The following is a 26,508-nucleotide window of genomic DNA, read 5'->3' as shown; positions in this document are numbered from 1 at the left end:
CGAACGAACGCCTGCACTTGCACGTCAGCTATCGATTATTCACGACTATGCAATGGAGCGTGTCCGATGAGAACCATGTGGCATCGAGCCTCCGCACTCGCCGTGGCTCCGCTCGTGATGGCATCCGCCGTCGCCTGCGGGGGAAGCGGGTCCGACGGGGCCGCGGAGGGTACGACTCTCCGCATCATCGTCAACATCTCGCCGAACCTGACGGAGCAGTACTGGAAAGGCCTCTTCGCGAAGTACGAGAAGAGCCATCCCGGCGTGAAGGTGAAGCTGGAGCTGACGGGGACGATCTCGGCCAACGCCAAGCTCACCCAGGACCTCGCCGCCGGCGACCCGCCCGACATCGCCCAGCAGATCATCCCGGCCCCCGACACGACCAAGCTCTTCGCCGACCTGTCCGACCAGGCCTGGACGAAGGACACACCGCTGGTCGACCAGTACACCGTCGGCGGCAAGACATACATGGTCGGCGTGGGCGAGCAGATCCAGTCGCTGGTCTTCTACAACAAGGCGGCCTTCGCGAAGGCCGGCGTGGACGCGTCGAAGATCCAGACGCTGGATCAGTTCACTGCCGCCATGGGCAGTCTGAAGTCCGCGGGCTACAAGCCGCTGCAGACCGCGGGCCAGTGGGTGACGGGCGGGCAGTTCTCGATGATGGCCGACGCCGGTGTGCTCACCGAGAACCCCCAGTGGATCAAGCAGCGCAACGACGGCAAGGTCTCCTTCGCCGACAGCGGCTATGTGCCGTACCTGAAGCGCTACGGGCAGTGGATCGACAAGGGGTACCTCGAGAAGAGCGCGCTGGGGCTGACGTACGCCGACGGGCAGACGGCCTTCCTCAACGGCAAGTCGGCGATGTACATGATGGGTTCCTTCTTCGTGCCCGCGGCGGACGCGGCGAATAAGAGCGACGAGATCGGTGTCTTCACGATGCCGACCGACGGCGCCTACCCGTCCGGCCAGTTCGGCAACGTCTCGAACCCCTACGCCGTGGTCAACCAGTCGCACCACAAGGACGAGGCGATCGAATTCGTGAAGTGGCTGGTCACCGACAAGGAAGCGATCAAGAGCCAGCTCGCCGCTGACGGCAATCTGCGCACGGGCTTCAGCTACCCGATGTCCAGCCTCAGCACCGCGGTCCAGAAGATCCTCGACAAGACGCCGTCGGTGCTCGTGAAGTCCGGTGAGAACCAGCCGATCGCCGGGTTCAGCGACGAGCTCAACAAGCAGATCCAGTCCCTGTACACGGGCACCTCCGCGAAGGATGCCGCGGGCGGATTGGACAAGTGGTGGAACTCGCAGAACTGACGCAGCCGGGGCGGCGCTCCGTCGCCGCCCCGGCGGCCCCCGGCTCCGGCCGCAGGCGAGCCCGCTTCCGTGAGGCGGCCGTCACGTTCGGCATGATGGGCCCGGCCGTGCTCCTGTACACGGTGCTGACGATCGTGCCCGTGGGCGTGGCGATCTACCTCAGCTTCACGGACTGGGACGGCTTCTCCACCGCGAACCTCATCGGGTGGGAGAACTACAAGCACCTCTTCGACGACCCGAGCTCGACGGACGCCTGGTACGTGACCGCGCTGATCACCTTGGTCGGCACCGCCCTGATGGTCGGCGCGGGCCTGGTGTACGCACTGATCCTCAAGGGCCGGTCGCGTACGAACTCGTTCTTCCGCGCCGTCGCCTACTTCCCGCACGTGATCAGCGCGTTGATCCTCGGCTATCTGTGGGCGGCGATCCTCGGCACGAACGGGGCGGTCAACAACACCCTCGCCAAGTTCGGCATGGAGCCGATCGGCTTTCTCTTCGACGAAAAGTTCGCGCTGTACACGCTGATCGGTGTCATCGTGTGGGCCGGATTCGGCTTCAACGTCGTCCTGTTCGTGGCCGCCCTGCAGACCGTCCCGGCCGAGCTCCTGGAGGCCGCGGCGATCGACGGCGCCAGCAGGCGGCAGATCAATCTGCGCATCGTGATCCCGATGATCGCGCCCGTGGTCACCGTGGCGACCGTACTGAACCTGGTCGGCCTGCTGAGGGCGTACGACATCGTGGTCAGCCTCACCGGCGGCGGTCCGGCCGGCTCGACGCAGACCTTCACCTATCTCATTCTCGCCCGGTCCTTCGAGGGCACCAAGGTCGGTTACGCAACGGCCCAGGCGGTCTTCCTGATGGTCGTCTCCGCCGTGCTCGCCCTCGTCGTGACCGCGCTGCGCAACCGCCAAGACCAAGCTGCGACCGGTTAGGAGCCGATGGTGGTCGCCACTGAACCAAAGGTCCACGACAGACCGCGGATCGCACCGGTTCCCGCCCCGGAGGTCTCTCTGACGGAACAGCGGGAGTCCCGCTCGCCCCTGCGCTGGGTGCTCCTCGGCCCGCTGTTCGTCGTCATGATCGTGCCGGTGTACCTGCTCGTCGTGAACGCCTTCAAGTCACAGCAGGACATCCTCGACAGCCCGTTCTCGATCCCCCTGAGCGGTCTGACCTTCGAGCACATGTCCGCCGCCATCAGCAATCCGCAGTACAACGTCATCGGCGGCTACGGCTTCACGCTGTTCCTCGTCGTCACCGTGGACGTACTGTGCATCGCGCTGGCGGGACCGGCGGCGTACGCGATCGCGCGCAGCCTCAAGAAGCGGACGCAGCTGGTGCTGCTGTACTTCCTGGCCGGCACGTTCATCCCCGGCGCAGCCGTGATCATCCCGGTGATCTACGTACTGCGCGAGGTCGGCCTCGCCAACACCGTGACCGGTCTGGTCGCGCACGACGTGGCCTCGACGCTGCCGGTCAGCATCTTCCTGTTCGTGGGCTTCATCCGCACGATCCCGGTGGACATCGACCATGCGGCGACGATCGACGGCGCGGGCCGCTACCGGACGTTCTGGACCATCATCTTCCCGCTGATGCGTCCGGCGGTCGTCACCGTCCTGATCCTCAACTCCATCGGGATCTGGAACGACTTCATCTCGCCCCAGATCCTGCTCAGCCCGTCGTCCGGTCACTACACGGTGACGACGGCGATCTACGCAGGCATCAGCCAGTACTCCACCGATCTGACGAAGGTGTTCCCCAACCTTCTGCTCGCCGTCGCGCCCGTGATCGTCTTCTTCATCTACATGCAGCGCCACATCATCAGCGGTCTGACGGTGGGCGCGGTGAAGGGATGAGCGGGCGGATCGTTCCCCTCCAGAGAAGAAAGGACCATCCAGTGTCGAGGAGATGGTGGCCACGCCCCGGTAAGGGGTCGTGGTCCGCAGCCGCCCTGCTCGCTTCGCTGTCCGTGGTGGCGGCCGCCGTTCCGGCCGCCGCGCACCCGCACAAGCCCCAGGCGGGCGCGGTCTATTACGTCGCTCCGTCGGGCCGGGACTCCAACAAGGGCACCACCACGGGTCAGGCATTCCAGCACATCCAGCGGTGTGCCGACGTCATGGAGCCCAAAGACACCTGTCTGATCCAGTCCGGTACGTACGCCGAGACCGTCGCGCCGGCCCGGTCGGGCACCGCCGGGCTGCCGATCACCTACCGGGCGGCGCCAGGGGCGAAGGTGACGCTGAGCGGGACCGCGCCGGTGCGCGGCTTCTCACCCGTCACCGGCGCGGACGTCATGGAGATCGCTAAGAGTGATCCGTACGCCCAGAACTCGGCGTTCAGCGACGCCGTGGCGGCCGGACACGTCTACAGCACCTCCGTCGACCTGGGCTCCGATGTGACGACCGTGCAGGTCTTCACCGACAAGAAGGCGGGCGTCGAGGCGCAATGGCCCTACCCGGGGCTCGACCTGCTCGACCCCACGCTGCAGTACGCGGGTGCGGGGAGCGCGGAGGCGACGATCGCGGACGAGGCCCTGACTCGGCCCGCCGGGTACTGGGACGGCGCGCGGGCCCTGACCGGCTACTGGTACATCTCGGCGACCGGCACGGTGAAGAGCTCCGCCGTCGGCTCGGTGACGCTCGACGTGGCGCCCCCGTGCGTGCACAAGGTCGTACCGAAGGAGACGCGGTACGCCCTCGCCGGAAAGATCGGTGAACTCTCCCGCCCCGGCGAGTGGTTCTACGACCCGGTCGCCAAGCGTCTGTACCTCTACAGCGAGGACAGCCCCGCCGCGCACACCATCGAGGCGAAGACCCGGGCGCTGGCCTTCGACCTGACGGCCGCGAGCCACACCACGGTGGCGGGCGTCGGACTGTTCGCCTCCACCATCAAGACGGGCCCGACCAGCACGGGCGTGACGCTGGACGGGATCAGCGGTACGTATCTGTCGCACTACACCGACATCACGCGCGGCGCGACGGACTGCGGCAGCACGGTGACGCGCGGCGTCGGCGACACGGGCATCGTCCTCGACGGAACGTTCAACAAAATCGTGAACAGCAATCTGTCGCTGAGCGCGGGCAACGGCATCGCGCTGCGCGGACAGAACAACACCGCCACGAACAACGTGATCCACGATGTCGACTACATGGGGACGTACGCGGCGGGCGTCGCCGTACAGGGCAACAGCCAGACGGTCACGCACAACACGATCAGCCGCGTCGGCCGAAGCGGCATCAACCTCCAGTGGAACACCGTGGAGGGCCTCACCCCGGGCAAGGACCTGATCGCGTACAACGACATCTCGGGGTACGCCCGCCTCAGCCTCGACGTCGCCGCGATCTACACCTGCTGCAGCGCCTCCATGATGGGGACGTCCATCGATCACAATGTGCTGCACGATCCGGAGCCGGCCACGACGCTCACCACGTTCGGGATCTCGGGTGTCTACGCCGACAACGGGCAGAGCGACCTGGTGATCGCGAACAACGTGGGCTGGGGCAACCGGGAGGGCACGGTGATGCTCAACGGTCTGGGCACCGGCTCGCACAACAACGGTGTGTACAACAACACCGGCGGAATGACGCTGTTCTACGTCAAGGAGCCGGGACAGTCGACCGGCACAAAGATCTACAACAACATCGGCACCATTCGCGGTCTGACCGGTGCCACCGATGGCGGGCTCGTGCTCTCGAACAATCTGCCCGCCGAAACCGATCCGCTCTTCGTCGACGCGGCCGGGCACGACTACCGGCTGACCGCCGACTCTCCTGCGCGCAACCGGGCGATCGCGCTGCCGGGCATCAATGACGGCTCGACGGATGCGACGCCGAGCCTCGGCGCCTACCAGTACGGGGCACCGAAGTGGACAGCGGGCGCACGCCGTTAGCCACGACCGCTTCCCCGCAAGAAGGCCCGAGCCGGATGTCCGGCTCGGGCCTGTGGCTCTGGGGTGGTGCTCACTTCTTGGCTGCGGCCTTGCGCGGCTTCCTCTTCACCTCGCGCGCGTCCGGGACCGGTCCGCGGCCGGCCGCGTGGTCTGCGAACGCCGTGGCCGCCAGCTCGGCGTCCCCGGACCGCAGCAGTCCGACGAGCCGGCCGTGCTCCTCGGCCATGGCGCTCCAGTCCCCCTCGAAGAGGGGGTCGGAGATGGCCCGCAGGGTCCGCAGGCTCGGCTCGATGACCTCCCACATCCGGGCCAGGAACGGATTGCCCGCGATCTGGCTGACCACGGTGTGGAACTCGATGTCGGCGTCGCGGAACAGGCTCACATCATTCGCGGCGACGGCTTCCCGCATCCGCTCGACCAGCGCGTCGAGCTCGCGGAGGTGGTCGTCGGTGAGGTGTTCGGTGGCGAGCTGCGCGGCGAGTCGCTCCAGCGGTTCGCGTACCTGTCGGGCGTACTCGGCGTCCTGCGCGGAGATCTCGACGACGAAGTGGCCGCGGCGCGGGACGTGCATGAGCAGGCCCTCACGGGCCAGGCGCTTGACCGCCTCCCGCACCGGGGCCTGGCTCACCCCCAGGCGCCGGGCGATCTCCGACTCGACCACGCGCTCGTTCGGTGCGAGATCACCGTCGACGACGGCCTGGCGGAGCAGCTCGTAGACCTGGTCGGAGATCAGGGTCTTGCGGAACCGGTCCTTGTTGGTGGCCAGCGTGGAGACGAATCCAGACGACGCATTCGATGCCATGAATTCTCAATCCTGCGATGGGAGGGCCAGTTGTGTCATGGTACGCGCTCATCGTCTATCGATGGAATCTCGGTGGGGGCGCAGGAGGAAAGGATCCCGAAAAATATCAGGCCGCGCTGTTCAGCTGCTTGGCCAGCCACTCCAATTTCACGACCTCATGGGTGGGGCCGCCGCCTTCGTGATCATTGAACGGATAGGCGCGTATGTGCTTGTCGGCCTGGTCCACCTCGCCTTCGGCGCCGTAGTGGTTGAACGCCGCATACCCCGTCGAGGGCGGGCAGATGCGGTCCATGAGTCCGACCGAGAACAGGGTCGGCGCATTCGCCCTGCGGGCCAGGCTGACGCCGTCGAAGTACGCCATCGTGCGGGCGACCGTGCCCGCGTGCGCCCTGTGCAGCTTCACGAACTGCGTGACTTCGGCGTACGGCGGCTTGTCGGTGATCGTGGTGGCGCGCGGGAAGTGGCACAGGAACGGCACGTCCGGCATGACGGCGACGAGGTCGGGGACCAGGCCCGCCGCGGCCAGCGCGACGCCGCCGCCTTGGCTGGTGCCGGTGACCGCGACGCGCGTGGGGTCGACCGCGGGGTGGGTGCGTACGGCGGCGACGGCGCGTACGGCGTCGGTGTACAGGCGGCGGTAGAAGTAGCGCCGCGGGTCGAGCACGCCGCGGGTCAGGAAGCCGGGCGAGGCGATGTCGCCGGAGGCCGGATCGAGGTCGGGTGTCTCGGCGCCCTGCCCCCGGGTGTCCATCACGAAGTGCGCGTAGCCGGCGCATGCCCACAGCCGCTTCTCGTGCGGCGCCCCGCGTCCGCTGCCGTATCCCAGGTACTCCACGACGGCGGGCAGCGGTCCGGTGCGGGTGACGGGCAGTTGCAGCCAGCCGCGTACGGGGTGCCCGCCGTATCCGGCGAACGTCACGTCGTACGTGTCGATCGTGGCAAGCCTGTTGTGGACCGGTTCGAACGTCGCGGTTGGAGCGAAGTCCCCCTGTTCGCTGAGGGTTTCGAGCCAGAACGCGTCGAAGTCTTCGGGCTCGTCCAGAGCCGGGCGATATCGCTCCAGATCTTCCAGGGGCAGGTCGAACAACGCCATGTCGCATCTCCGCGGAGGTCGGGGCCGGTTGGGCCCGGGCAGTTTTCATCGCCTATCGATCATCGAAGGAATCGAATCAGGGTGCTTCGACGACTGTCAACCACGCAGTCCGTACACCCGGACGGCGTTGGTGTGCAGGGCCCGCTCGCGCTCGTCGTCCGAGAGCCGGTCGAGACCGCGGCAGGACAGCTCCAGGGAGTCGGCGCGGCTGCCGCGGGGCAGGCAGATCGGCCAGTCGGAGCCGATGAGGCATCGGTCGGGGCCGAGCGCGCCCACCACATGCCTGACCAACTCCGCGGTCCGTTCGGGCGGTACGCCGTGCTGTTGGGTGAGCAGGCCGGAGATCTTGACGACCACGTTCGGCACCGAGGCGGCCCGCTCCAGGTCCCGGTACCACTCCCCCGGGTCCGTACGGAGGTTCGGCGGGTTGCCGAGATGGTCGACGACCACGGTGAGCCCGGGGTGCCGGGTCGCCGCCTCGGCCGCCGCCCGCAGCGCCCCGGAGCCCAGATTGAGCTCCAACACAAGCCCGGCCGCAGCGAGTTCGGGCACCAGCACGTGGGCGGATTCCGGGGTGTCCGCCCAGCTCGCACCGCCCAGGCGCATGCCGTTCGGGCGGCTGTCGCCCAGATCGCGCAGCAGGGCGCGGAAGCGCCGGGGGCCGCCGTCGCCGTGGACGTGCAGGTTTCCCACGTACCCCGCGACGAGGTCGGGGCGGCTCATCCGCCATGCGCGCAATGCAAGTGTCTCGCCGGCGTCGCCGCGGGACGCCTCGACCAGGATCGCCCCGGTCACGGCCGCATCCGGCCTCGAGGCACCCAGGTCGTCGATGCGGAACGCCCTGTGATGGACGCTTCCCGGGCGGATCCATGGGAATCCCGACGCCGGGTCCCACAGGTGCACATGGCAGTCGATCACGGTCGGGATCCTCCTGAGGTGCCGTTCCCGAGTATTGACAGGCTGGCTCGCGCCGGTGAGTCTAACCATCGGCTATCGATGGGCGATTGCGAGGGGCGGATGTTCTTGATGTCCAGGGACCAACGGACCAGCGGCTCGAACATGGGTGAAGGGGTGGGTCGATGACGGCCGTCACCGTGCCCGGTCCCCGGCTCCGGGCGACCCGCAGCATCGCCGATATGCCCCGCTGGGCCACGCTCCAGCGGGAGTTGCTCGCCTACCAGGACAAAGCCTGGCGGCTCTTCGCCGACCGCTACACCGAGGGCGACGGCCGCCTCGTCTTCCGGGACACGCTCGGCGTGGGCCCGGACGGCCGCGACGGCGTGGACGACTTCTACGAGCCGTTCTTCAACTGGCCCACGCTGTACGTCCTCGGTGGCAGCCCGGATCTCCTGGCGGCCGCACGGCGGCACTGGAGCGGCGTCTCCGCGCAGCTCACCGAGATGGGCATGCTCCAGGGCGGGTTGGAGCGCGGCTACGACTGGTTCCACCAGGGCGAGGGCCTGCTGCTCTTCTACGGCCTGTGCCTGGCCGACCCCGGCGACTCCCAACTGCGCGAACTGGCCCGCCGTTTCGCCGACTTCTATCTGCCCGGCGGTCCGAACTACGACCCCGAACACCGGGTCGTGCGCGCACCGCACAACGGTTCGGCGGGGCCGCGCCCGGGATTCAGCGACGAAGAGCCGTACTTCCCGTGGAGCCTCGCCCTGCACCCGTACGGGCTGCCGCTCGACGCTATGGACGACGTCACGTCCTTCGACCAGCTCGCGGCCGACCCCGAGCGCGCCCGCTCCTACGGCCGTGCGATGTGGGACCGGATGGGCCGTGGTGACACGATCGTCAATCTGGCCGCGACGGGACTGGCCACGAACGCCTTTCTCCTCAGCGGTGAGCAGCGCTACGCGGACTGGGTGGCCGAGTACGTCGGCGCTTGGCGCGAACGGCTCGACGGACACGACGTCGTCCCCGACAATGCGGGCCTGAGCGGCAGGGTCGGCGAATACCTGGGCGGCCGGTGGTACGGCGCACACTACGGCTGGTCCTGGCCGCACGGCCTCTCCCCCGTAGGCAGCGCCACCCTCGTCGGAGCCTCGAACGCGGCCCTGCTGACCGGCGACGCGGCCTACCTCGACCTGGCCCGCAACCCGCTCGATGCCGTACTGCGCCAGGGCGAGCAGCGCGGCGCCGACGGCCGGGGCACCCTGGGCGAGCGCTGGGATCCGCATCTGCGCGCGATGGACGCCGACCGGACGCTGATGGTCCCGCAGCGGCACAACGACTCCGGCTGGTTCGACTTCACCGTAATGCCGGGCCAACTGCCGCTGTCCCTGTGGCACTTCAGCCGCGAGCCCCAGGATCAGGAGCGCATCGAGCGGCTGCGGGCGGGCGCGAACTGGGACTGGACGACGGTGCACAACCAGCGCATCAAGGACGAGGCCGGGCACGAGGAGCCGTGGTACGAGTTCCTGCAGGGCCGAAACCCGGGCTTCCCCGAGCGCATGCTGCGCAGCGCCCTCGACTCCTGCGCCGAACGCGTCGAGGCCATCGAGAACGACCCGGTGAACCCGGCCATCGGCCCCGGCATTCTCGACATCCACCACTGGCAGGACCTCAACCCCGTCGTCACGGAGGCGCTGTTGCAGCTGACCACCGGTTCCCCTCAGGTCCTCTACAACGGGGGCCTCGCCCATATGCATCTGCGCTACTACGACGCCGTCGGGCAGCGGCCGGGACTTCCCGCGGACGTCGCGGCGCTCGTCTCCGACATCCGTCCCGACCACACCGTCGTGGAACTGGTCAACCTCGGTGGCACCGCGCGCTCGCTGGTGGTGCAGGCGGGCTCGTTCGCCGAACACGTCGTGCACACCGCACAGGTCGACGACGGTCCCGTACAGGACGTGGGCGGCCCGTACTGCCGCGTGGAACTGTCCGGAGGCACACAGGTGCGGCTGACCTTGACGATGACCCTGCGCGGCGGCCGGCCCACCTGCGACGCCCCGGTCTGGGAGGTGTCGCGATGACCGGCCGACTGCCCTTCGAAATGCCCCGCCTGGGCATCGGAACCGCACCGCTGGGCGGCCTGTTCGAGGAGGTGACCGAGGCGGACGCGGCGGCCACGCTGGAGGCCGCGGCCCGCGAGGGGATCACGTACTTCGACACGGCACCGCGCTACGGGCACGGTCAGGCCGAGGACAGACTCGGCCGCCTTCTGGCACCGGCGGGCGTCACGGCGCCGCTGATCTCCACGAAGACGGGCTGGCTGCTGCGGCCACGGCCCGACGGCTCGCCCGGCGAGGTCGTCACGGACTGGACGGAGTCCGGTATCCGCACGTCCCTGGAGTCGAGCCTGGACCGCCTGGGCCGGTCGTCGGTCGACATTCTCTATCTGCACGACGCGGACGACTTCCCGGAGGAGGTCCGGCGCACGGCCTACCCGACGCTGCGCCGACTGCGGGACGAAGGACTGGTACGGGCGATCGGGTTCGGCATGAACCACAGTGCGCCGCTCGCCGCGTATGTGGCGGAGTTCGAGGTGGACGTCGTCCTCATCGCGGGCCGGTTCTCACTTCTGGACCACGACGCGCTCGGGACGATGTTGCCGCTGTGCGTGAAGACCGGCACCTCGGTCGTCGTCGGCGGGGTCTTCAACACCGGTCTCCTCGCCGACCCCTCCCCCGGCGCAATGTTCAACTACCGCCCCGTTCCCGAGCAGACCCTGGCCCGCGCGCGGCGATGCCGGGAACTGTGTGCGGAGTACGGAGTGCCGCTCGCCGCGGCAGCGATCCAGTTCCCGTCCCTGCATCCGGCAGTCCGATCGGTGGTCGTCGGCTGCCGGTCGGCCGCCGAGGTCACGGCGAACGCGGCGGCGTCGCGTTTCCCCGTCCCGGACGCACTGTGGCGGCGGCTGGCCGAAGCGGGTTTCGTACCGCAGGAGTTGGTGCCCGCCTAGTGTCCTGCACCGGAGATCCGTTGGCAGAAGCGGGCGAGGGAGTCGAGGACCCCCTCGGCCGTCTTGGTCCAGATGAATGGTGTTGGGTTTTCGTTCCACTCCTTGACCCACGCACGGATGTCGGCTTCCAGGGAACGCACGCTTTTGTGGGAGCCGCGGCGGATCTTCGGGTCGGCGAGGAAGCCGAACCACCTCTCCACCTGGTTGCTCCAGGACGAACCGGTGGGGGTGAAGTGCAGGTGGAATCGGGGGTGTTTGGCCAGCCATGCTCTCTCTGCGACTTCTCGTCCACCGACAGCACCACCGCCCCTTCGGGCGGATTGAAGTACAGCCCGACCACGTCGTAGACCTTCTCCACGAACAAGGGGTCCGCCGACAGTTTGAAGGTGTCCGTCAGATGAGGCTTGAGATGGAACTTGCGCCAGATTCGGCCCACGGTCGACTTCGACAACCCGCTGCGGTCGGCCATCGACTTGCGCGACCAGTGCGTGGCGTTCTTCGGCATCTCCTCCAACGTGCTGACCACGACGGCCTCCACCTGGTCGACGCCGACAGTGGGCGGCCGGACCGGCCGGGGCTCGTCCACCAACCCGTCCAGCCGGGCGGCCAGGAACCGCCGACGCCACTTGCGGACCGTATCCGCCGCTACCCGAAGATCCCGCGCCACCACAACAATCGGCGGAACGTCAGGGCCTGCACACGCCAGCACGATCCGCGCCCGTAACGCCACCGCCTGCGCAGACGTCGCCCGCCGGGCCCAACGCTCCAGCACCGCACGCTCGTCAACGGACAACAACAACGGTTCCAGCTTCGGACCACGACGCGGTGCGGGCACACCCGCAGAAACACTCATACAGGAACTAACGATGGATCTCCGGCGCAGGACACCAGTTGTCCGTCGAGGCGGCGGACGGGGTTGCGTCGACCGTCTGGAGCGCCGCGAGCGCCCTCGTCGGATCTCCGCCGGGTCACCGGGTGGGGTGCCGGAGGTGATGGAGGCAACGAAGACGAACGAGTTGACTGCGGTCTCGGTCTTGGCGGTGAAGTCCCCTTCGAACACCAGAGGACCGAGGTCCACGTCGCATTGGATCCCTTCCTTCGCTTCGCGGATCGCTTCGCAGGGTCCGGTCCGTGTTCGCCGATCGCTGGCAGCCTCCACTACTCGGTGATACCGTATAGTGGTACTCGGTACTACGCAGTACCGCTAGGGCCGAGGAGGACTCGCGATGGACGACCTGACGGAGATGCTGAAGGGCACGCTCGAAGGGTGCGTGCTCGAAATCATCGGCAGCGAGGAAACCTACGGGTACGCCATCACCCGTCAGCTGAACGAGCTCGGCTTCGCCGACGTCGTCGAGGGGACGGTGTACACCATCTTGCTGCGACTGGAGAGGAACGGACTCGTCCAGGTGACGAAACGACCATCCGGGGTCGGTCCGCCGCGCAAGTTCTACGCACTCAACGACGCCGGACGCGAGGAACTCGCGAAGTTCTGGACGAAATGGCAGTACGTCTCATCACGCATCGAAAAGCTCAAGGAGGGCGGGAGATGAACTTCTGGGAGACCATCACAGGCAGCGATCTCACCAGGGAATGGAAGGCGTTCGAAGCCCGGGCCGAGGCCCTGCCAGACGAATACCGGGCGGCGTGGGAACAGATCAAGGGCCACCTCTTTCCCCATGGCGGCTTCACCGGCCGCAACCTGATCCCGATCCTCGACGCCGCCCTGGGGCTGCTCGAACAAACAGCGGCGGACGGGCAGAGCGTCCATGAGGTGCTCGGCGACGACATCCGAGGCTTTTGCACGGCGCTGGCCGGTGGAGAAGGGGCTCGAACCTATCGCGACCGGTGGCGCGAGCAGTTGAACAGGAACGTCGCAAGGAAATTGAACCGGCTGGGAGGCTGACGTGGGCATCCAGGACATCATCGAGGGCAAGAAGCAGTGGCGGGCGCACATGGCTCGAGTCAAGGCGCTCCCGCCGGACTACCAGATCGTCTACACGGAGATGCAGAAGTACCTGTTCAAGGTCGGGCCGATCGACCTGCCTGACGGGCCCCTGCTCCCCGGGATCGCCGACTTCTTCGAGGAGGGCGTCGCCGCGGGCAAGGGGGTCTTGGAACTCATCGGCACGGACGTCGCCGCATTCTGCGACGACCTGGTCAAGGACTCCCGCACCTATGCGGACGTCTATCAGGAGTCCATCAGCAGGGAACCCGGCACGGCCGAGAAGTAACCCCCGTCGCCTCATGCCAGTGGGCATAGCCCGCACGCGCGGTTCGTTCGCCTCGGCGCAGCGCGAGCAGGCGCGGGCCGACCGGCCACCAGAAGCCGCCGCAGATCCTGTCCACCGAGGTGGTCGAGCAGGCCCGGCGAGACCTGGCTGAGCCCTGCCAATGCCCCCGGTGAGCAGGTCTCCGGCGACGGGCCGCTCGACACCATTCCCCAAGACGACACGACTGACGTGTAGTCACGGGCAGTCACTCGATCCGAGTTCCGAAACAGCTTCCACTCCCTCTGTGTCTTCAGCCTTCGAAAGGACGTCACCATGCCTTCACCTGTCATGCCCACATCCAGTCAAGGCGACGGTCACCCGTCGCCGACCGCAGTCTCCGCCGTCGGGCTACGCAAGTCATACGGCGAAAAGCTCGTCCTCGACGGTATCGATCTGCGCATCCCGGCCGGGTCCGTGTTCGCGCTGCTCGGCCCGAACGGCGCCGGCAAGACCACCGCCGTGAAGATCCTGTCCACGCTCATCACCGCCGACGGCGGTGACCTGCACGTCGGCGGGCACGACCTGGCAGCCGACCCGCAGGCGGTCCGTGCCGCGATCGGTGTCACCGGGCAGTTCTCCGCCGTCGACGGCCTGATCACCGGCGAGGAGAACATGCTCCTCATGGCGGACCTGCACCACCTCTCCAAGCGCGAGGGACGGCGGGTCGCCGCCGAACTACTTGAGCGCTTCGATCTCGTCGAGGCCGCGAAGAAGCCCGCCTCGACCTACTCCGGCGGCATGAAGCGCCGCCTCGACCTCGCGATGACGCTGGTCGGCAGCCCGCGGATCATCTTCCTCGACGAGCCGACGACAGGGCTCGACCCGCGCTCCCGCCACAACATGTGGGGCATCATCCGCAGCCTCGTCTCCGACGGCGTGACCGTCTTCCTCACCACCCAGCACCTGGAGGAGGCCGACGAGCTCGCCGACCACATCGCTGTGCTGAACGACGGCAAGATCGCCGCCGAGGGCACCGCCGAGGAGCTCAAGCGGCTCATCCCCGGCGGGCACATCCGGCTCCGCTTCACCGACCCGGTCACGTACCAGTCCGCCGCTGACGCCCTGCGCGAGGTCACCCGGGACGACGAGGCACTGTCGCTGTCCATCCCCAGCGACGGCAGTCAGCGCGAACTGCGCTCCATTCTCGACTGGCTCGACTCCGCCGGCATCGAGGCGGACGAACTGACCGTCCATTCCCCCGACCTCGACGACGTGTTCTTCGCCCTGACCGGCCCAGCCAACGTCCCCAACCAGCCCAAGGAGACCGTCCGATGAGCTCCCTCGCCCTCGCCGTACGCGACTCGAACACGATGCTGCGCCGCAACCTGCTGCACGCGCGGCGCTACCCGTCCGGGACCCTGAACCTGCTGCTCACGCCGATCATGATGCTGCTGCTCTTCGTCTACATCTTCGGCGACGTGATGAGCGCGGGCATCGGCGGCGGCGGCGCCGACCGCTCCGACTACATCGCCTACATCGTCCCGGGCTTGCTGCTGATGACCATCGGCAGCACCGTGATCGGGGCCGCGGTGTACGTCTCCATGGATATGACCGAGGGCCTCAGCGCCCGCTTCCGCACGATGGCGGTCTACCGCCCTTCGGTACTCATCGGGCACGTCGTCGGCAGCGTGCTGCAATCCGTCATGAGCGTGGTCCTCGTCGGCGCCGTCGGCGTGGCCATCGGCTTCCGCTCCGCGGACGCAACCGTCCTGGAGTGGCTGGCAGCATTCGGACTCATCGTGCTCTTCGCCCTGGCGCTGACCTGGATCGCGGTAGGCATGGGCCTGGCCAGCCCCAGCCCCGAGGCGGCCAGCAACATGGCCATGCCGCTGATCCTCCTCCCCCTCATCTCCAGCGCCTTCATCCCGGCCGACACCATGCCCGGCTGGTTCCAGCCCATCGCCGAATACCAGCCCTTCACCCCCGCCATCGAAACCCTCCGCGGCCTGCTGCTCGGCACCGAGATCGGCCACAACGGATGGATCGCCATCGCCTGGTGTGTCGGCCTGATCGCGCTCGGCTACCGCTGGTCGACGGCGCAGTTCAACCGCGACCCGGAATGAGTTCCGCGACCAGTCAGTACTCGGTGCGCTGCGACGAACGGACCCCAGACCGCAGCGCGTTCCCGACACGGCAGGCGGGTAGCCATGAGCTGGATCGCACCCCTGTTCACTCTGCTGGGCGTCGTGCTGGGCGCGGGCGCCTCTGCCCTGGCCGACCACCGACGCTGGCGACGCGAAGACCACGCGTGCGTGCTCGACAGAAGGTCTGCCGACCTTAGCGCTGACCTGGTGTTCTCGGGGCGTTGTTGACATGCTCCCGAAGCAGGTTCCAGTCCCTTGGGGCCTCTTTCTCGTCTGCCGTAGGCGAGTGCGCCCCTGACGCACCGCGTCGGAAACTCGCCGTATCCGGCTCACTCTCCAGTCGGAAGCAGGTCAGACGCGCCCACGTCGCCTAATACTCCGGTAACGTTTCTCCATTTGTGGTGGTCAAAGCTTCTGTATGGAGTCTGTTGGATTGATGGGTCGTCAGAGTGGCGGCAGTTTGCGACTTGCCCGATCAGGGTGCGTACGGAGTTGGTAGCAGCATTGGCCAGCTATGGCTTGGTGGCGTCGGCGCCAGTTCGGCTATGGGAGCCGGTATTCAGGGTGTACGCGTTTTCTGTGTCGGGCCCTCCACCTTGATCATGGACACCCACCTCGACACTGGATCTTGAGTCCAGGGAGAGGCAGGGCCCCGGCGAGTTGGTGATCTGGCTGGTTAGGTGACCGGTTGTCCAAATCCGTAGATTTTGAGGATTCGGCGGTCATCGCGGCCATGGCGTCTGAGGGCGTGGGCGATGTTGGCATGGCCGGCCCCGGCCGCCTAGCATCGCCGGTCATGGACATCGCGCTTGTCCGTTCACGATGGCGGGCCGTACTCGCCATGTTCGCCGTGCTTCCGTGGGGGTTGGGCCTGCCGTTGGCGGCCCTCACAATCGGATTGGACGCCGTCGCGGGGCAGCCTGATGTGCTGGGCACCGCGATGGCCGTGGCAACCGGTGCGGCGTCCTTCGCGACCGTTCCGGCTCAGGTGCAGACTGTTAGGGCTCTGCTGTTCAGAGCCCGGCTCACCCTGGAGACCGACGCCCTGGTCATCCATGACCCCGTGTTCCTCCGCAAAGGCGCCCGCATCGCGCGCGAGCGAATCGCGGAAGCCGATCGGCTGGACTGGAAGGACGCCGAGGTCAGCTTCCGCATCGGCTACGACACGACCGAGCTGACTCCGTTCCGCGAACCGCTGAACGTGGAGGTACGGCTACGCGGCGACCACGACTTCGCCTCGGCCCGAAGGCTTCACCACGGCACCTGGATCTGGCGCCTCGCCCGCAGATCGGACCGATCCCCGCAGTTTCCGGTGCCGGGCGACCGCTACCGAAGGATCCGGATCCGTGCCAGACACCCGGTGGACGCCCTCACCGCCCTCACGGAATGGGTCACGAGCTCAGCCGCTCCTGACGCCGGGCACCCTCCTCATGGACCGGCAGGCGAGCCCTACTAGCAGGGCCCCGGAATTCAGGCGGGTTGTCCCGGTTCACGGTGACCAGTGGAGCAGGAGAGCGGGAAGCAAGCGGACACGGCCCCTTGTGGATCACGGAGGCGTCGAAGCTTCACGATCTGCAAGGATGCCGTGTCCGTTCCTCGAGCATCTCCCACGTCCGCTGCCGTACCGTCAGCGCCCCCGCATCCGAAGCCAGACCGAGCCCAGGGCGAGGAAGTCGCTGCGTTGTTGGCCGAGTTCGCGCGCATCCCCGATCAACGTGCCGAGTGCGGGCGCCGCTTCCCGCTACCGTCTCTCCTGGCGTTGTCCGTGTGCGCGCTGACTCCGGCGGGCAATGACTCGCTCACCACCGCGGCCGAGTGGTGCCAGCGCGCCACCGACGCCGAACTCGCCGCGTTCCAGCTCCCGTATGACCTGATCACACGGGCGGCTACCGTGTTCCCAGCGTGAAGACTCTCCGGCGGGTGTCGGGCCTGCTCGATCCGGCCTGCCTGAGCACCGCCGCCTTCGCCTACCTGCGCCCACTGCTGCACAACGGCGGCCGCCCCATGGACCACCCGCGGTGGGCGGAACACGGGATCAGCCCCATGAAGGAGGAGAAGATTCTCGCTTCGCTCTGATCAGGCGTCCCGCGGCGGACGTGACCGACCGAACACAAGCCGTCGGTCTGGAACTGGACGGTGAGCACCGCCGGACCGCCGTTGTAGCGGAGCACCTCGTCACCGTGGCTGCGGTGTTCGGGGGCGAGCGCGGTCGCGGCCGACAGCGGGGCGAAGCGGATCGACCAACGGTGGTCGATGTTTCTGTATTTGGTGGTGCAAGGCAGCTACGGCCAGTTGTCGCACGGGTTCGCCTCGCCGTTTCGGTTGGGCTGAGGCGGCTGCGCTGATCACCAACTGTCGGGTGGTCGAGGCGATTCTGTTGCCTGGGCATGGTGGAGTCCCGGCGCGATGGTCGGGTTGTCCGGGTCCTTCGGATCGTGGGTGGGCGGGGGACCGCAGGTCAGTCAACCGGTCGGGGCAGTGCAGCGAGGCGGTGGAAAGCCGTGGCCAGTTCGTGTCTCCAGGGCCAGGTTGCCGAGATCCGCAGGCGGAGGCGGCGTCCACCGCGGGTGAGGCTGCGACTTCCCGGGCTGAGGCGCGGGCCGCTCGCAGCGAGGCAAGTACTGCCCCGCCGGTGTCGGCGAGCAACCGCCAGGCGGTGGGCGTGGAGGCGACCGGTCCGAATACCTCGCCCTGGTCCCGCAGCACAGCCAGATCCGCTATCCCCCCACCGCCGTCGGCGAGCATCACCGCGAGATCGGTGGCGGTCCGACCGGGATCGTGCCCGGTGCCACGCGGTCGCAGCGGCCTGAGCGCAGTGGAGTAGGCGGTGGTCAGACCGGTGGCATCGGCAAGATCCGCCGGCAAACGTGCGCCCGCGTGCCCGACCACCCCCGAACCGTCAGTGGAGACGTGGAGCTTGGGACGAGAACCGATACCCTGCACGCAGAAAGTGCCTTCCGCTTGGACCGACAGAACCCCTCGACAAGGTTCATCGTCCCAGCTCAGAAGGCACGTTCGTATTTCCTCCCCGCTTCGGGCCTCATCTCAACCGAAGCGGCGGGGTTAGTCGCCGAGGACCCGCTCCCACAGCAGCCCGTCCCGCCAGCTCCCGTCGAGAAAGATCGAGGAGTGCGCGACGCCGTACGGGCTGAACCCGTTGCGGCGCAGCACCCGCTGCGACGGCAGATTCTCCAGATTGGTGGACGCCTCGGCGCGGTGCAACCCGAGTTCGTCCGTCATCACCCGGAGTACAAGCCCGACGGCGTGCCCGGCGTGCCCTTGATTCTGGGCGACGCCGGCGATCCAGTATCCGACGGAGCCGCGGCGCAGGTGCGGCTGCGGCAGGATCCCTCCGACGGTGACCTGCCCGATCACCTGGTCGTCCGCGAGCACCACGCCCGGCCAGACCGCGCCGGCCCGGTATCCGGCCAGCAGGCTGTCGATCCGCTCCGCCTGGCCCGCCGGGGTGAAAAAGTCAGCCGGCTGGGCCGGTTCCCACGGCCGGAAAGCCTCGAAGTCCCGCACCCGATGCGCGGCGATCGGGGCGGCGTCGGTGGGCTCGATCAGGCGGATCCTGGTGCTGCTGCGCATGGGCTGATCCTCGTCGCAGTGCTTCGGATGAGACGGCCAGCCTATGCGAGGGTGCCCGCGCCACCGCACCCTACGCCCGCCGGAGGATCGAGTCGATCGCGCAGCTCGTGTTCTCGATACCCTGCACGCAGAAAGTGCCTTCCGCTTGGACCGACAGAACCCCTCGACAAATTCATCGTCCCAGCTCAGAAGGCACGTTCGTATTTCCTCCCCGCTTCCGGCCTCATCTCGACCGAAACGGCGAGGTTGGACTCCGGCCCCTTGCGGCACACCGTGATCCTCGCAGTTGTCGCACACCAGGTGCACATCCAGCTCGGCGGGCACGGCCTTGTCTACCGTGACCAGGAACTTCCTGAACTCGAGGGCCCGGTGGCGGCGGTGGAGTTCGCCGATGACGGTGCCGACGCGAACGGACTGCCCCTACGCGTCGGACTCTCGGCAGCGAACACCCACGACAGCAAGGCACGGACAGGCCGTTGCCGGTGCGAGCGAGCACCTCCCCGTCCCCGTTCAACGGGGAAGCCGGCGATCGCCGCCCGAGAAATTGACCTCGGCCTGCCGTGGCAGGGCGAAAAGTGGTCGTTCCGGTTGTCTCAATCACCTGGGAAGCACAACCGCCCGCTTTCGCAGCAACTGCCCCTCGCACGGGGTTAGTTAGGCATACAGAACCATCTCCTCCATGCGGGATAGCGAAGATGACGCATCGCCTCGCGGCTGAGGAGAGAGAGCGGGAAGGTGGCGTCGTCGGCGGGTGGGTGGATCCGCGTCAGGGGTCTGGCCGGTGGGCGACGCGGGCTCATACGCGAGGGGAGCGCCTGGCGTCCGGCCTGGCAGGGTCAGAGCCGGTGCGCTGGTGAGACCCGCATTGGCCTACAGTGCCCAGGTGCCTTCGTACAGCATTGGCCAGGCAGCGGAGCTGTTGGCTGTGAGTCCCGAGACCGTTCGCCGTTGGGCCGACGGTGGCCTCCTCGCGATGGACCGGGGCGGGTCGGGGAACCGGGTGATCCACGGTGTGAGTCTGGCGGCATTCGCCAAAGAGCGCGCTGCAGGTCTGCATCCGGTGCCCGGTGAGGTGCTGACGTCGGTGCGGAACTCATTCTCCGGGATCGTCACCGCCGTCAAGGTCGACGACATCGTGGCTCAGGTGGAGATCCAGTCCGGGCCGCACCGGCTGGTGTCGCTGATCAGCCGCGAGTCAGTGGACGAGCTCGGCCTTGAGGTCGGGGTCATGGCAACGGCGCGGGTGAAGTCGACGAACGTACACATCGATCGGCTGGGCAGCCAGAACTGAACAGGGACCACTTCGGTCAGCGGCACAGCAGTGCAGCCTGCAGGTCGAGTTTATGGTCGAGGCGCGACAGGTCCCGGCCGGTGAGCAGCACGATGCGCCGGACACGGTAGTCCACCGTGTTGACATGCAGGTGCAGGGCTTCGGCGGTGCGTGCCCAGGAGCCGTTGTGCGCGAGAAAGACTTCAAGGGTCTCCGGCAGCATCTGCTGCGAGGCGCTGTGCCCGTCAATCAGCGGTCCCAGGGTGCGGGCGCTGTAGACCGCGCGTACGTCGGCAGGGGCTCCGGCGAGGATCGCGTTCAGGGTGGTGAGCAGTGTGGCTCCGGTGGACTTCCTCAGCCATTCCGCGCCCCGGTGCGGAGGAAGGAGTGGAGCCGCCGACGGGGTGCGCGCGAGGGTCCGGCCGGTCGCGCCGATGAGGTAACGGGCGGGCCGGTCTCGGGCCCGCACCGCGGTCAGGGGGTGACGTTCGACGTCGTCCGCGTCTGACGGCGAAGGCTCTTGAGGGTCCGTCATGATCCGGGTCCTTCGCACAATGCAGTTCTGAACGAGTTGTGCGAACCGATCCGGGGCCTTCGGGGTCTCCCCGGCCTCTGATTGATCTTGCTCGGGCAAAGGACCGTTTGCGAGAAGCTTTGTCGGGCATCTCGTAAGCCCGGCCCCGCCGACCAGAGCGGTGGTTGTCAGCGGGACCTTGCACATGGCACGCGCCTCCTTTCGATGACTGGCGCCCCATATACGCTTTATGAGGCTCTGAATTGCCTAGCCTCGATCTTTCGTGATTGGTCGTCAGCTTCGGCTGGCGGCCAATGCGTCGTTGTGGAGCGTGTGCGGGCATACGGGTGGCCCGATCGTCGCATCGGGTGGGCGCCGGATTCCACGGTTCCGGTCGGTGGCTCTTCTGCTCGTCGGGACGGGTTGTTGCTGGTCAGCGTGGGTTCGGGAGGGTGTCGAGCCGTCTGATCGCGTCTGTGATCACGTCGGTCCATGGCCAGTGGTGGGCGAATCGCAGGTGCCGTTGGCGGGCGGTGGTGATGAGTTGGGCAGCGGCGGAGAACAGCCGCAACCGCAGGCGGCGGGGCTCCCAGAGGCGGGGTTTGCCGGTCAGAGCGAGCATCGGCATCCAGGCGAGCAGGTCGAGGGCGAGCTGGACGATCTCCAGCCAGATCCGGTTCTGTGCGGTCTCGTGCAGGGGCAGGTTCCGCAGGCCGGTGGCCCGTGCGTTCCGAATGCGGTCCTCTGCCCTCGCCCGTCGGCGGTGCCTCAGTTCCAGGTCCGTGATCTTCCCGCCCGTCGTGTTGGTGGCGAAGCAGGTGAGCCGCAGGCCGTCGGCGTCGGTGAAGCGCAACTGGGCGCCGGGGTGGGGCCGTTCCTTGCGGACGATCAGCCGCATTCCCTTCGGCCAGCCCTTGAGTGTGTCGCCGTCGAGTTCGGCGGTCCAGGCGCCGTCGCGGATCTCGCCGCCCGGCTCGACCGCTGGGGTCCAGGCGGAGGCCGGGACCTTCAACACGGCCTGATGAATCTGCTCAGTGATGGTCATCCCGACCGAGTACGACAGCCACCGGCCCCGTTTCGTGAGCCAGGCGAGGAACTCATGGGTGCCGCCCGCGGAGTCGGTACGGATCAGTGTGGACCGGCCGCGCCGGTGACGCTTGGGGAGCTGGGCCAAAGCGAGTTGAGTGGCGGTGATGTGGTCGGCGGCGGTGTTGGATCCCGCGTTCCCCGGCCGCAACAGTGCTGCCACCGGCTCCCCGGTGCCACCGCTTCCGTGGTCGACGAAGCCCATCAGGGGGTGATGTCCAAACGACTTCTTCCAGGTCGCGGCCGCGTCCTGCTTGTCGGAGTGGGCCAGGACCAGCACTCCGTCCAGGTCCACAATCACCTGGCCGCCCCTATCCGGCGCCGCATCTTTGGCCAACGTCCAGACGTACTCGCGCACTTCGGCGCGCGCCGAGCGGATCGCGGTCAGGGCCTTGTCCCCGGCCGCGGCGAGGGTGTCGATCAGCCGGGAGACCGTTGGGTCGGAGGCCACCGGCCCGAACACGGCCGGCTCGGCCCGCAGCAGTCCCGCATCGGCCAGGCAGTCCCCGCCCAGCGCGACCGCGAGAGCCACATCCAGCAGGATCTTGCCCGGATCGTGCACCGCCCGAGGCCGCCGCCACGGCCTCAGCGCCGCCGATATCTCGGTATCCAGGCCGGTCTTACGGGCAGTCTCGACCAGCAGTACTCCGCCAGCCTGCGAGACCACCCCGCTCCCGCCGCCCTCGATGCGGACACGCGGATAGGACCCGATACGCTTCTTCACCTGAGGAGTGCTTCTTTCATGCGCCGACCTGGACCCTAGACAAGTCCCATCGTTGCAGGTCAGGAGCACTCTTCGCGTTTCCGATCACGCATCGGACACCCAGCCACGTGAAAGCCCGAGGCTAGATAGCGGTGGCGCCGGCGTCGCCGGGCTCCTGGGGTGTGACGGTTGCAGTGCGGTAGAACTCGGCTGCGGTGACGGTGGCGGGGACGCCGAGTTCGGCGGCGACCGCAGTGATCGCGGTGGCGCCGACGGCGAGGTCGGCTTGGCCGTCGGTGGTGAAATACGGTGCGATGAACGTCTCGAAGTGGGCTCGGGCTTCGTCTGCGGTGTGTCGGCCGAGGAACGCCTGGATGTGCCGCACCGTGGTGTCGGGTTCGTTGTGGATCACCTGCAGGGCGCGCCGGTGGGCCCGTACGACGGCCTGGACCGCGGGGCCGTCCGGGTGGATGTAGGTGGGGTCGACGGCTACACCTACAGTGGGGATCTGGAAGTGGTCGCCGACCCAGGCCAGCACCTGCCAGCCGTGCTCGGCGGCCATCGCCTCCGGTGCCATGGTGCTGCCGACAAGGGCGGCGTCGATCCTGCCGTCGTGCAGCCAGCGCAGGTCCATGCCGTAGTCGCCGGGTGGGCGGACGATGGTGTGGATGTCGCGGTCCGGGTCGAGGCCGGCCTGGCGCAGTACGATCCGGGCGAAGCATCCGGGTGCGGTGTGGGGGGCGTGTACCGCCAGCCGTCGACCGGCCAGGTCGGCCAGGGAGGTCAGGCCGGGACGGGCGAGGAACCAGAACAGCGGGCGGTGGGTGTTGACGTTGAGTGCGGCCCAGGGGATGCCATTGGCCAGTCGGGACAGCAGTGCCCGGCCGAGCCCGATGGTGGCGCCGTGGCGCAGCCGCTCCTCGTCCCAGGAGCAGCCGTCGCGCAGCGCGACGTGGACACCCTCGTCGGCGTAGTAGCCCTGCTGGTCGGCGATGTAGGCGACCAGTTCCTCGTGCAGGCCCCGCCCGACGTAGGCAAGATCGATCGTGTACATGAACGGTTTTCCTTGATCGTGTCACCGCCGTGCGCCCGCGCGTGCCGCGGGCCCGGCTGCTGCGGCCCATGGTGCTGAGGTGACGGTGTGCCGGATGCGGTCCGCCCGTCGGCCGGACCGGGGCGGTATGGCCCCGTGTGCGGAAGACGGCGGGGCGTCAGTACATGGCCATCCCGCCGTTGACCGCGGCCGTGGTGCCGGTCATGAAGGCGTTGTCCTCGCCGGCGTAGAAGGCAACCGCTTGGGCGACGTCGCCCGGGTGTGCCAGGCGGCCCAGGGGGGTAGCGGCCACCTGCCGCTGCTTGTGCTCCTCGTCCAACACATGCGCCATGCGGGTGTCCTCCACCGGGCCGGGCTCGACGACGTTGACCGTGATGCCCCGCGGGCCCAGTTCCTGGGCGAGGTACCGGGCGAACTGCGCCAGTGCGGCCTTGGCCGTGCCCAGTGCGATCATGCCTTCCCGGGGCCGACGGCCGAGGCCGGTACCGAGATAGATGATGCGTCCCCAGCCCTGTTCGGTCATGGCAGGCAGGACGGCTTTGGTGACCGCGAACGCCGCACGCATCTCGTCGTCGAGCTTGCCGCCCAGTTCTTCCCACGTCATGTCCTGGAACGGCTTGATCACATACGGGGTGAGCGCGTTGTGCACAAGCACGTCGATGCCGCCCCATGCCGCCTGGACCTGCTCGACCATGCTCTCGATCGCCGCTGCCTCGCGCACGTCGGCCTGCACAGCCATGGCCTGGCCGCCTGCGGCCTCGATGTCGGCCACGACCTCCTCGGCTGCCGTGCCGCTGCGGAGGTAGTTGACCACCACGCGCATCCCTCGCGCTGCCAGAAGGCGCGCGGTGGCCGCACCGATTCCGCTGCTGGCCCCTGTCACCAATGCCACCCTGCCAGTTGCCCCAGTCACGGACCCACCTCCTGCTCGTGATCGCGGGCCGTCGGCATGACCGCCCGGAGTTGTTCATCGTCGATGCCGGGTGTGCTGAGCGGATCGCCCCGTGGAGCACGGTGTCGACGGTCGCCCGCAGCAGATCGGCCGCGGTCCGATCGAGTTCGCGCGGCGACCGCGAGGAGAGCAGCCGCTCCAACGCGCCGTGGGTGATCTCACTCAGCAGCTCAGACGGCGCCGGCAGCAGTCCCCGCCGATGCCCGTCCCGGGCCCGACCCTCCATGGTGGAGGTGTCGATGCCCTTCTCGATGACGTGCAGCCCGATGCCCCGCTCACGCAGCTCGGCGCCGAAGGTGATCAGGTGCAGCACGGAGCGGGAGAGCCGGTCGAAGCGGGTGACCTTCAGAGTGTCGCCCTCGCGCAGCAGTTGCATGACGAGGTCGGGCTTCGGGCGGGACGCCTTCGCGCCGCTCGCGGTGTCGACGTGGATGTTGTCGCGGTCGATGTCGGCCCGCAGCAGGGCGTCGATCTGATGATCAGGGCTCTGGTCGGCCGTCGAGATGCGGCAGTAGCCGATAGGCACTGTCGGAACCTACCCCAAGCATCGCTCTTCGACGTTGATTTCCGACGCGGGTTGCCGACACCGCCCGCCTGCGGGCTCGTGATCACGGGGGCGAGTGTCGGCAGACGTTCGTTTCTCGACACTCCGGCCCGTGATCGCGGGTGCTCAGCATCGCCGAGGCGCTCGGTGTCACGCGCCAAGCCGTCCACAAGAAGCACGCCAAGAGGCTCATCACCGCCGGAGTCAAGCTGAGGATGCGCACCGATGACCGCGTTTGACAAGTATCTGCACGCGGTCATCGTGCGGGCGACACACGAAGCCCGCGAGGATGAATCGGCGACGATCGAGGCCTCACTCATTCGGCCCAACGAGACAGCCCGCAGCAGGGATACGGCAGTGCCCAGAAGCTACCCGGCGCACGCACGTGCCCGGGCCGGGCGATCCGTGGGCGGATGACCGGAGGATGCCAGAGAGCATCGCGACAGGACCTCACAAATGCGAGGCTGCAGACGGAGATTGCCTCATAGTTGCGATTCCATGGGCCGATGGCGGGGCATATCTTCTGGCAGCCGCCCTGCGGGCCGTCCGACCTGGGGAATCCGATGAGCCGACTCAGCTCGCCACCTCGCACACCTCGTGTACGTACCGCTTCTCTCGCCCTGCGCGGAGATGTCGACCGACCGGCCACGCTGACGGTGCGGGACCTGCGGGAGGGATGGAAGCAGCACCGAACCGAGGTTGTCTTCGACTGTGCCACCAGCGGCCCGCAGCGCCACAGCTTCGAAGGTCCACTCCTGCGCGAGGTGATCCTGAATGCCGGCCCTGCCTTCGACCCGCAACGGCGCAAGGACCGTTCCCGTTTCCTGCTGGCTGTCACCGGCGGGGACGGCCACCACACGGTGCTGTCCTGGGCCGAGATCGACGCCGACTTCGGCAACGTCCCTGTCCTGCTCGCCACGCGGATGGACAATCGGGAACTGGACGCGGTCGGTAGCCAACTCGTGGTTCCCGCCGACCGCTGCGGCGCCCGCTACATCAGCGCCATCACACAATTATGGGTCGGGGCGTGGACAGCTCCGGATTAGAACGGAATCGTCTCCCGCCCGGAGATCAGACCGCAGCCAAGGAGATCTCCGTCGACTTGATCAGCGTGACGACGGACGCCCCGGACGCAATCTGCAGATCGGTGACCGCGTCCTTGGTGACCGCGGCGGTCAGCTCGCCGCCCTCGACGGAGATCTTGACGCTCGCCGTGGCGCCCCCGGTGACGGCCCTCCTGAAAGTCGCACGCACCGTACGCGTACGGGCGGCCCTCGACGGTCCTGTGGCCACCCATCCCCGTCAACGGCACTGACATCGCGGGTAATTGCCATCTATTGGCACATGGATACGTCCGCTTCGACCACGCGCGGGCCCGGGTGAGGACCGTGAACGGCTCCTTCCCGCAACAACGGATGAGGAGCCGCCACCATGG

The 26,508-nt window shown here is 67.8% G+C and carries 25 protein-coding genes and 3 pseudogenes; 16 read left to right on the top strand and 12 right to left on the bottom strand.

The annotated features are described in order from the left end of the window. The first annotated feature begins 66 nt into the window (after nucleotides 1-66). From OG609_RS40365 to OG609_RS40350, 4 genes are read left to right on the top strand one after another with little or no spacing between them, the layout of a single operon-like run. The gene (locus OG609_RS40365; RefSeq protein ID WP_327277343.1) at nucleotides 67-1,314 is read left to right on the top strand and encodes an ABC transporter substrate-binding protein; all 1,248 of its coding nucleotides are present in this window, start codon (nucleotides 67-69) and stop codon (nucleotides 1,312-1,314) included. Next, a complete protein-coding gene (locus tag OG609_RS40360) occupies nucleotides 1,293-2,246 on the top strand; it encodes a carbohydrate ABC transporter permease (RefSeq protein WP_327277342.1) in 954 nt (317 codons plus the stop codon). The genes OG609_RS40365 and OG609_RS40360 overlap by 22 nt, the downstream gene beginning before the upstream one ends. Nucleotides 2,247-2,252: 6 nt before the next feature. Continuing rightward, entirely contained in the window at nucleotides 2,253-3,167 is a 915-nt protein-coding gene (locus tag OG609_RS40355) for a carbohydrate ABC transporter permease (RefSeq protein WP_327277341.1), read from the top strand. Nucleotides 3,168-3,208: 41 nt separating this feature from the next. After that, a complete protein-coding gene (locus OG609_RS40350) occupies nucleotides 3,209-5,200 on the top strand; it encodes a right-handed parallel beta-helix repeat-containing protein (RefSeq protein WP_327277340.1) in 1,992 nt (663 codons plus the stop codon). 70 nt (nucleotides 5,201-5,270) lie between these two features. Here OG609_RS40350 and OG609_RS40345 read toward each other — a convergent pair whose 3' ends face one another. The 3 genes from OG609_RS40345 to OG609_RS40335 all read right to left on the bottom strand — a co-directional run bounded on the left by OG609_RS40345 (nucleotide 5,271) and on the right by OG609_RS40335 (nucleotide 8,013). Continuing rightward, entirely contained in the window at nucleotides 5,271-6,002 is a 732-nt protein-coding gene (locus tag OG609_RS40345; protein ID WP_327277339.1) for a GntR family transcriptional regulator, read from the bottom strand. A gap of 106 nt (nucleotides 6,003-6,108) precedes the next feature. After that, complete coding sequence (locus OG609_RS40340; protein WP_327277338.1) at nucleotides 6,109-7,095, bottom strand: acetylxylan esterase; 987 nt, start codon at nucleotides 7,093-7,095, stop codon at nucleotides 6,109-6,111. 96 nt (nucleotides 7,096-7,191) lie between these two features. Continuing rightward, the gene (locus OG609_RS40335; RefSeq protein WP_327277337.1) at nucleotides 7,192-8,013 is read right to left on the bottom strand and encodes an amidohydrolase family protein; all 822 of its coding nucleotides are present in this window, start codon (nucleotides 8,011-8,013) and stop codon (nucleotides 7,192-7,194) included. 161 nt (nucleotides 8,014-8,174) lie between these two features. Here OG609_RS40335 and OG609_RS40330 point away from each other — a divergent pair, with 161 nt between their 5' ends. Both OG609_RS40330 and OG609_RS40325 read left to right on the top strand, forming a co-directional pair. Next, entirely contained in the window at nucleotides 8,175-10,073 is a 1,899-nt protein-coding gene (locus OG609_RS40330) for a hypothetical protein (protein WP_327277336.1), read from the top strand. Then, complete coding sequence (locus OG609_RS40325; protein WP_327277335.1) at nucleotides 10,070-11,002, top strand: aldo/keto reductase; 933 nt, start codon at nucleotides 10,070-10,072, stop codon at nucleotides 11,000-11,002. Before OG609_RS40330 ends, OG609_RS40325 begins: the two co-directional genes overlap by 4 nt. Here the strand turns inward: OG609_RS40325 and OG609_RS40320 are convergent. Beyond that, a pseudogene (locus tag OG609_RS40320) lies at nucleotides 10,999-11,855 on the bottom strand (helix-turn-helix domain-containing protein). The gene OG609_RS40325 and the pseudogene OG609_RS40320 overlap by 4 nt on opposite strands. A 373-nt stretch (nucleotides 11,856-12,228) precedes the next feature. On the opposite strand from OG609_RS40320, the gene OG609_RS40315 reads away from it, so the two are divergent. The 8 genes from OG609_RS40315 (at nucleotide 12,229) to OG609_RS40280 (ending at nucleotide 17,435) form a co-directional block, all read left to right on the top strand. Beyond that, nucleotides 12,229-12,555, top strand: a complete 327-nt coding sequence (locus tag OG609_RS40315) for a PadR family transcriptional regulator (protein WP_327277334.1) — start codon at nucleotides 12,229-12,231, stop codon at nucleotides 12,553-12,555. Then, nucleotides 12,552-12,908: a DUF1048 domain-containing protein gene (locus tag OG609_RS40310; RefSeq protein ID WP_327277333.1), complete on the top strand. Its 357-nt coding sequence runs from the start codon at nucleotides 12,552-12,554 to the stop codon at nucleotides 12,906-12,908. Before OG609_RS40315 ends, OG609_RS40310 begins: the two co-directional genes overlap by 4 nt. A gap of 1 nt (nucleotide 12,909) precedes the next feature. Further along, nucleotides 12,910-13,236, top strand: coding sequence for a DUF1048 domain-containing protein (locus OG609_RS40305; RefSeq protein WP_327277332.1), 327 nt, complete (start codon nucleotides 12,910-12,912; stop codon nucleotides 13,234-13,236). Nucleotides 13,237-13,563: 327 nt separating this feature from the next. Beyond that, nucleotides 13,564-14,550 carry an ATP-binding cassette domain-containing protein gene (locus tag OG609_RS40300; protein WP_385648664.1) on the top strand — a complete coding sequence of 329 codons (987 nt, stop codon included), beginning with the start codon at nucleotides 13,564-13,566 and terminating at the stop codon, nucleotides 14,548-14,550. Continuing rightward, nucleotides 14,547-15,338 (top strand): ABC transporter permease, encoded by a 792-nt coding sequence (locus OG609_RS40295; protein WP_327277330.1) that lies wholly within the window; start codon nucleotides 14,547-14,549, stop codon nucleotides 15,336-15,338. The genes OG609_RS40300 and OG609_RS40295 overlap by 4 nt, the downstream gene beginning before the upstream one ends. An 817-nt stretch (nucleotides 15,339-16,155) precedes the next feature. Then, nucleotides 16,156-16,815: a hypothetical protein gene (locus tag OG609_RS40290; RefSeq protein WP_327277329.1), complete on the top strand. Its 660-nt coding sequence runs from the start codon at nucleotides 16,156-16,158 to the stop codon at nucleotides 16,813-16,815. Nucleotides 16,816-17,040: 225 nt separating this feature from the next. Further along, nucleotides 17,041-17,265, top strand: a complete 225-nt coding sequence (locus OG609_RS40285) for a transposase family protein (RefSeq protein WP_327277328.1) — start codon at nucleotides 17,041-17,043, stop codon at nucleotides 17,263-17,265. Next, entirely contained in the window at nucleotides 17,262-17,435 is a 174-nt protein-coding gene (locus tag OG609_RS40280; protein ID WP_327277327.1) for a hypothetical protein, read from the top strand. Before OG609_RS40285 ends, OG609_RS40280 begins: the two co-directional genes overlap by 4 nt. Nucleotides 17,436-17,933: 498 nt before the next feature. On the opposite strand, the pseudogene OG609_RS40275 reads toward OG609_RS40280, so the two are convergent. Both OG609_RS40275 and OG609_RS40270 read right to left on the bottom strand, forming a co-directional pair. Beyond that, nucleotides 17,934-18,332 (bottom strand): annotated as a pseudogene (locus tag OG609_RS40275) (IS1380 family transposase); the annotation flags it as partial. A 90-nt stretch (nucleotides 18,333-18,422) separates the two neighbouring features. After that, nucleotides 18,423-18,950 carry a GNAT family N-acetyltransferase gene (locus OG609_RS40270; RefSeq protein ID WP_327277326.1) on the bottom strand — a complete coding sequence of 176 codons (528 nt, stop codon included), beginning with the start codon at nucleotides 18,948-18,950 and terminating at the stop codon, nucleotides 18,423-18,425. An 883-nt stretch (nucleotides 18,951-19,833) separates the two neighbouring features. Between OG609_RS40270 and OG609_RS40260 the strand changes: the two genes are divergently transcribed. Further along, the gene (locus OG609_RS40260) at nucleotides 19,834-20,241 is read left to right on the top strand and encodes a TOBE domain-containing protein (protein WP_327277325.1); all 408 of its coding nucleotides are present in this window, start codon (nucleotides 19,834-19,836) and stop codon (nucleotides 20,239-20,241) included. Nucleotides 20,242-20,257: 16 nt separating this feature from the next. Here the strand turns inward: OG609_RS40260 and OG609_RS40255 are convergent, their stop codons facing one another. From OG609_RS40255 to OG609_RS40235, 5 genes and pseudogenes are all read right to left on the bottom strand, one after another. Then, nucleotides 20,258-20,755: a PucR family transcriptional regulator gene (locus OG609_RS40255; RefSeq protein ID WP_327277324.1), complete on the bottom strand. Its 498-nt coding sequence runs from the start codon at nucleotides 20,753-20,755 to the stop codon at nucleotides 20,258-20,260. 412 nt (nucleotides 20,756-21,167) lie between these two features. Continuing rightward, entirely contained in the window at nucleotides 21,168-22,544 is a 1,377-nt protein-coding gene (locus OG609_RS40250) for an IS1380 family transposase (protein WP_327270970.1), read from the bottom strand. 121 nt (nucleotides 22,545-22,665) lie between these two features. Further along, a complete protein-coding gene (locus OG609_RS40245; RefSeq protein WP_327277323.1) occupies nucleotides 22,666-23,577 on the bottom strand; it encodes an ABC transporter substrate-binding protein in 912 nt (303 codons plus the stop codon). A 157-nt stretch (nucleotides 23,578-23,734) separates the two neighbouring features. After that, entirely contained in the window at nucleotides 23,735-24,490 is a 756-nt protein-coding gene (locus tag OG609_RS40240) for an SDR family NAD(P)-dependent oxidoreductase (protein ID WP_327277322.1), read from the bottom strand. Between the two features lie 310 nt (nucleotides 24,491-24,800). Next, nucleotides 24,801-25,055: pseudogene (locus OG609_RS40235) on the bottom strand (recombinase family protein); the annotation flags it as partial. Between the two features lie 581 nt (nucleotides 25,056-25,636). Between OG609_RS40235 and OG609_RS40230 the strand changes: the two are divergent. Further along, nucleotides 25,637-26,119, top strand: coding sequence for a molybdopterin-dependent oxidoreductase (locus tag OG609_RS40230; protein ID WP_327278350.1), 483 nt, complete (start codon nucleotides 25,637-25,639; stop codon nucleotides 26,117-26,119). Between the two features lie 25 nt (nucleotides 26,120-26,144). Here the strand turns inward: OG609_RS40230 and OG609_RS40225 are convergent, their stop codons facing one another. Next, a complete protein-coding gene (locus tag OG609_RS40225) occupies nucleotides 26,145-26,366 on the bottom strand; it encodes a TOBE domain-containing protein (protein WP_382903480.1) in 222 nt (73 codons plus the stop codon). Between the last annotated feature and the right edge of the window lie 142 nt (nucleotides 26,367-26,508).

This window comes from Streptomyces sp. NBC_01224 (assembly GCF_036002945.1).
GTDB lineage: Bacteria > Actinomycetota > Actinomycetes > Streptomycetales > Streptomycetaceae > Streptomyces.
The sequence above is the reverse complement of the archived record's forward strand: the minus strand, read 5'-3'. Positions and strand labels throughout refer to the sequence as shown.

Excerpts from the sequence above, each read along its gene's own strand:
- OG609_RS40365 (WP_327277343.1), top strand. The coding sequence starts at position 67 with ATGAGAACCATGTGGCATCGAGCCTCCGCACTCGCCGTGGCTCCGCTC.
- OG609_RS40355 (WP_327277341.1), top strand. The coding sequence starts at position 2,253 with ATGGTGGTCGCCACTGAACCAAAGGTCCACGACAGACCGCGGATCGCA.
- OG609_RS40345 (WP_327277339.1), bottom strand. The coding sequence starts at position 6,002 with ATGGCATCGAATGCGTCGTCTGGATTCGTCTCCACGCTGGCCACCAAC.
- OG609_RS40340 (WP_327277338.1), bottom strand. The coding sequence starts at position 7,095 with ATGGCGTTGTTCGACCTGCCCCTGGAAGATCTGGAGCGATATCGCCCG.
- OG609_RS40330 (WP_327277336.1), top strand. The coding sequence starts at position 8,175 with ATGACGGCCGTCACCGTGCCCGGTCCCCGGCTCCGGGCGACCCGCAGC.
- OG609_RS40325 (WP_327277335.1), top strand. The coding sequence starts at position 10,070 with ATGACCGGCCGACTGCCCTTCGAAATGCCCCGCCTGGGCATCGGAACC.
- OG609_RS40315 (WP_327277334.1), top strand. The coding sequence starts at position 12,229 with ATGGACGACCTGACGGAGATGCTGAAGGGCACGCTCGAAGGGTGCGTG.
- OG609_RS40310 (WP_327277333.1), top strand. The coding sequence starts at position 12,552 with ATGAACTTCTGGGAGACCATCACAGGCAGCGATCTCACCAGGGAATGG.
- OG609_RS40300 (WP_385648664.1), top strand. The coding sequence starts at position 13,564 with ATGCCCACATCCAGTCAAGGCGACGGTCACCCGTCGCCGACCGCAGTC.
- OG609_RS40295 (WP_327277330.1), top strand. The coding sequence starts at position 14,547 with ATGAGCTCCCTCGCCCTCGCCGTACGCGACTCGAACACGATGCTGCGC.
- OG609_RS40290 (WP_327277329.1), top strand. The coding sequence starts at position 16,156 with ATGGACATCGCGCTTGTCCGTTCACGATGGCGGGCCGTACTCGCCATG.
- OG609_RS40270 (WP_327277326.1), bottom strand. The coding sequence starts at position 18,950 with ATGCGCAGCAGCACCAGGATCCGCCTGATCGAGCCCACCGACGCCGCC.
- OG609_RS40255 (WP_327277324.1), bottom strand. The coding sequence starts at position 20,755 with ATGACGGACCCTCAAGAGCCTTCGCCGTCAGACGCGGACGACGTCGAA.
- OG609_RS40245 (WP_327277323.1), bottom strand. The coding sequence starts at position 23,577 with ATGTACACGATCGATCTTGCCTACGTCGGGCGGGGCCTGCACGAGGAA.
- OG609_RS40230 (WP_327278350.1), top strand. The coding sequence starts at position 25,637 with ATGAGCCGACTCAGCTCGCCACCTCGCACACCTCGTGTACGTACCGCT.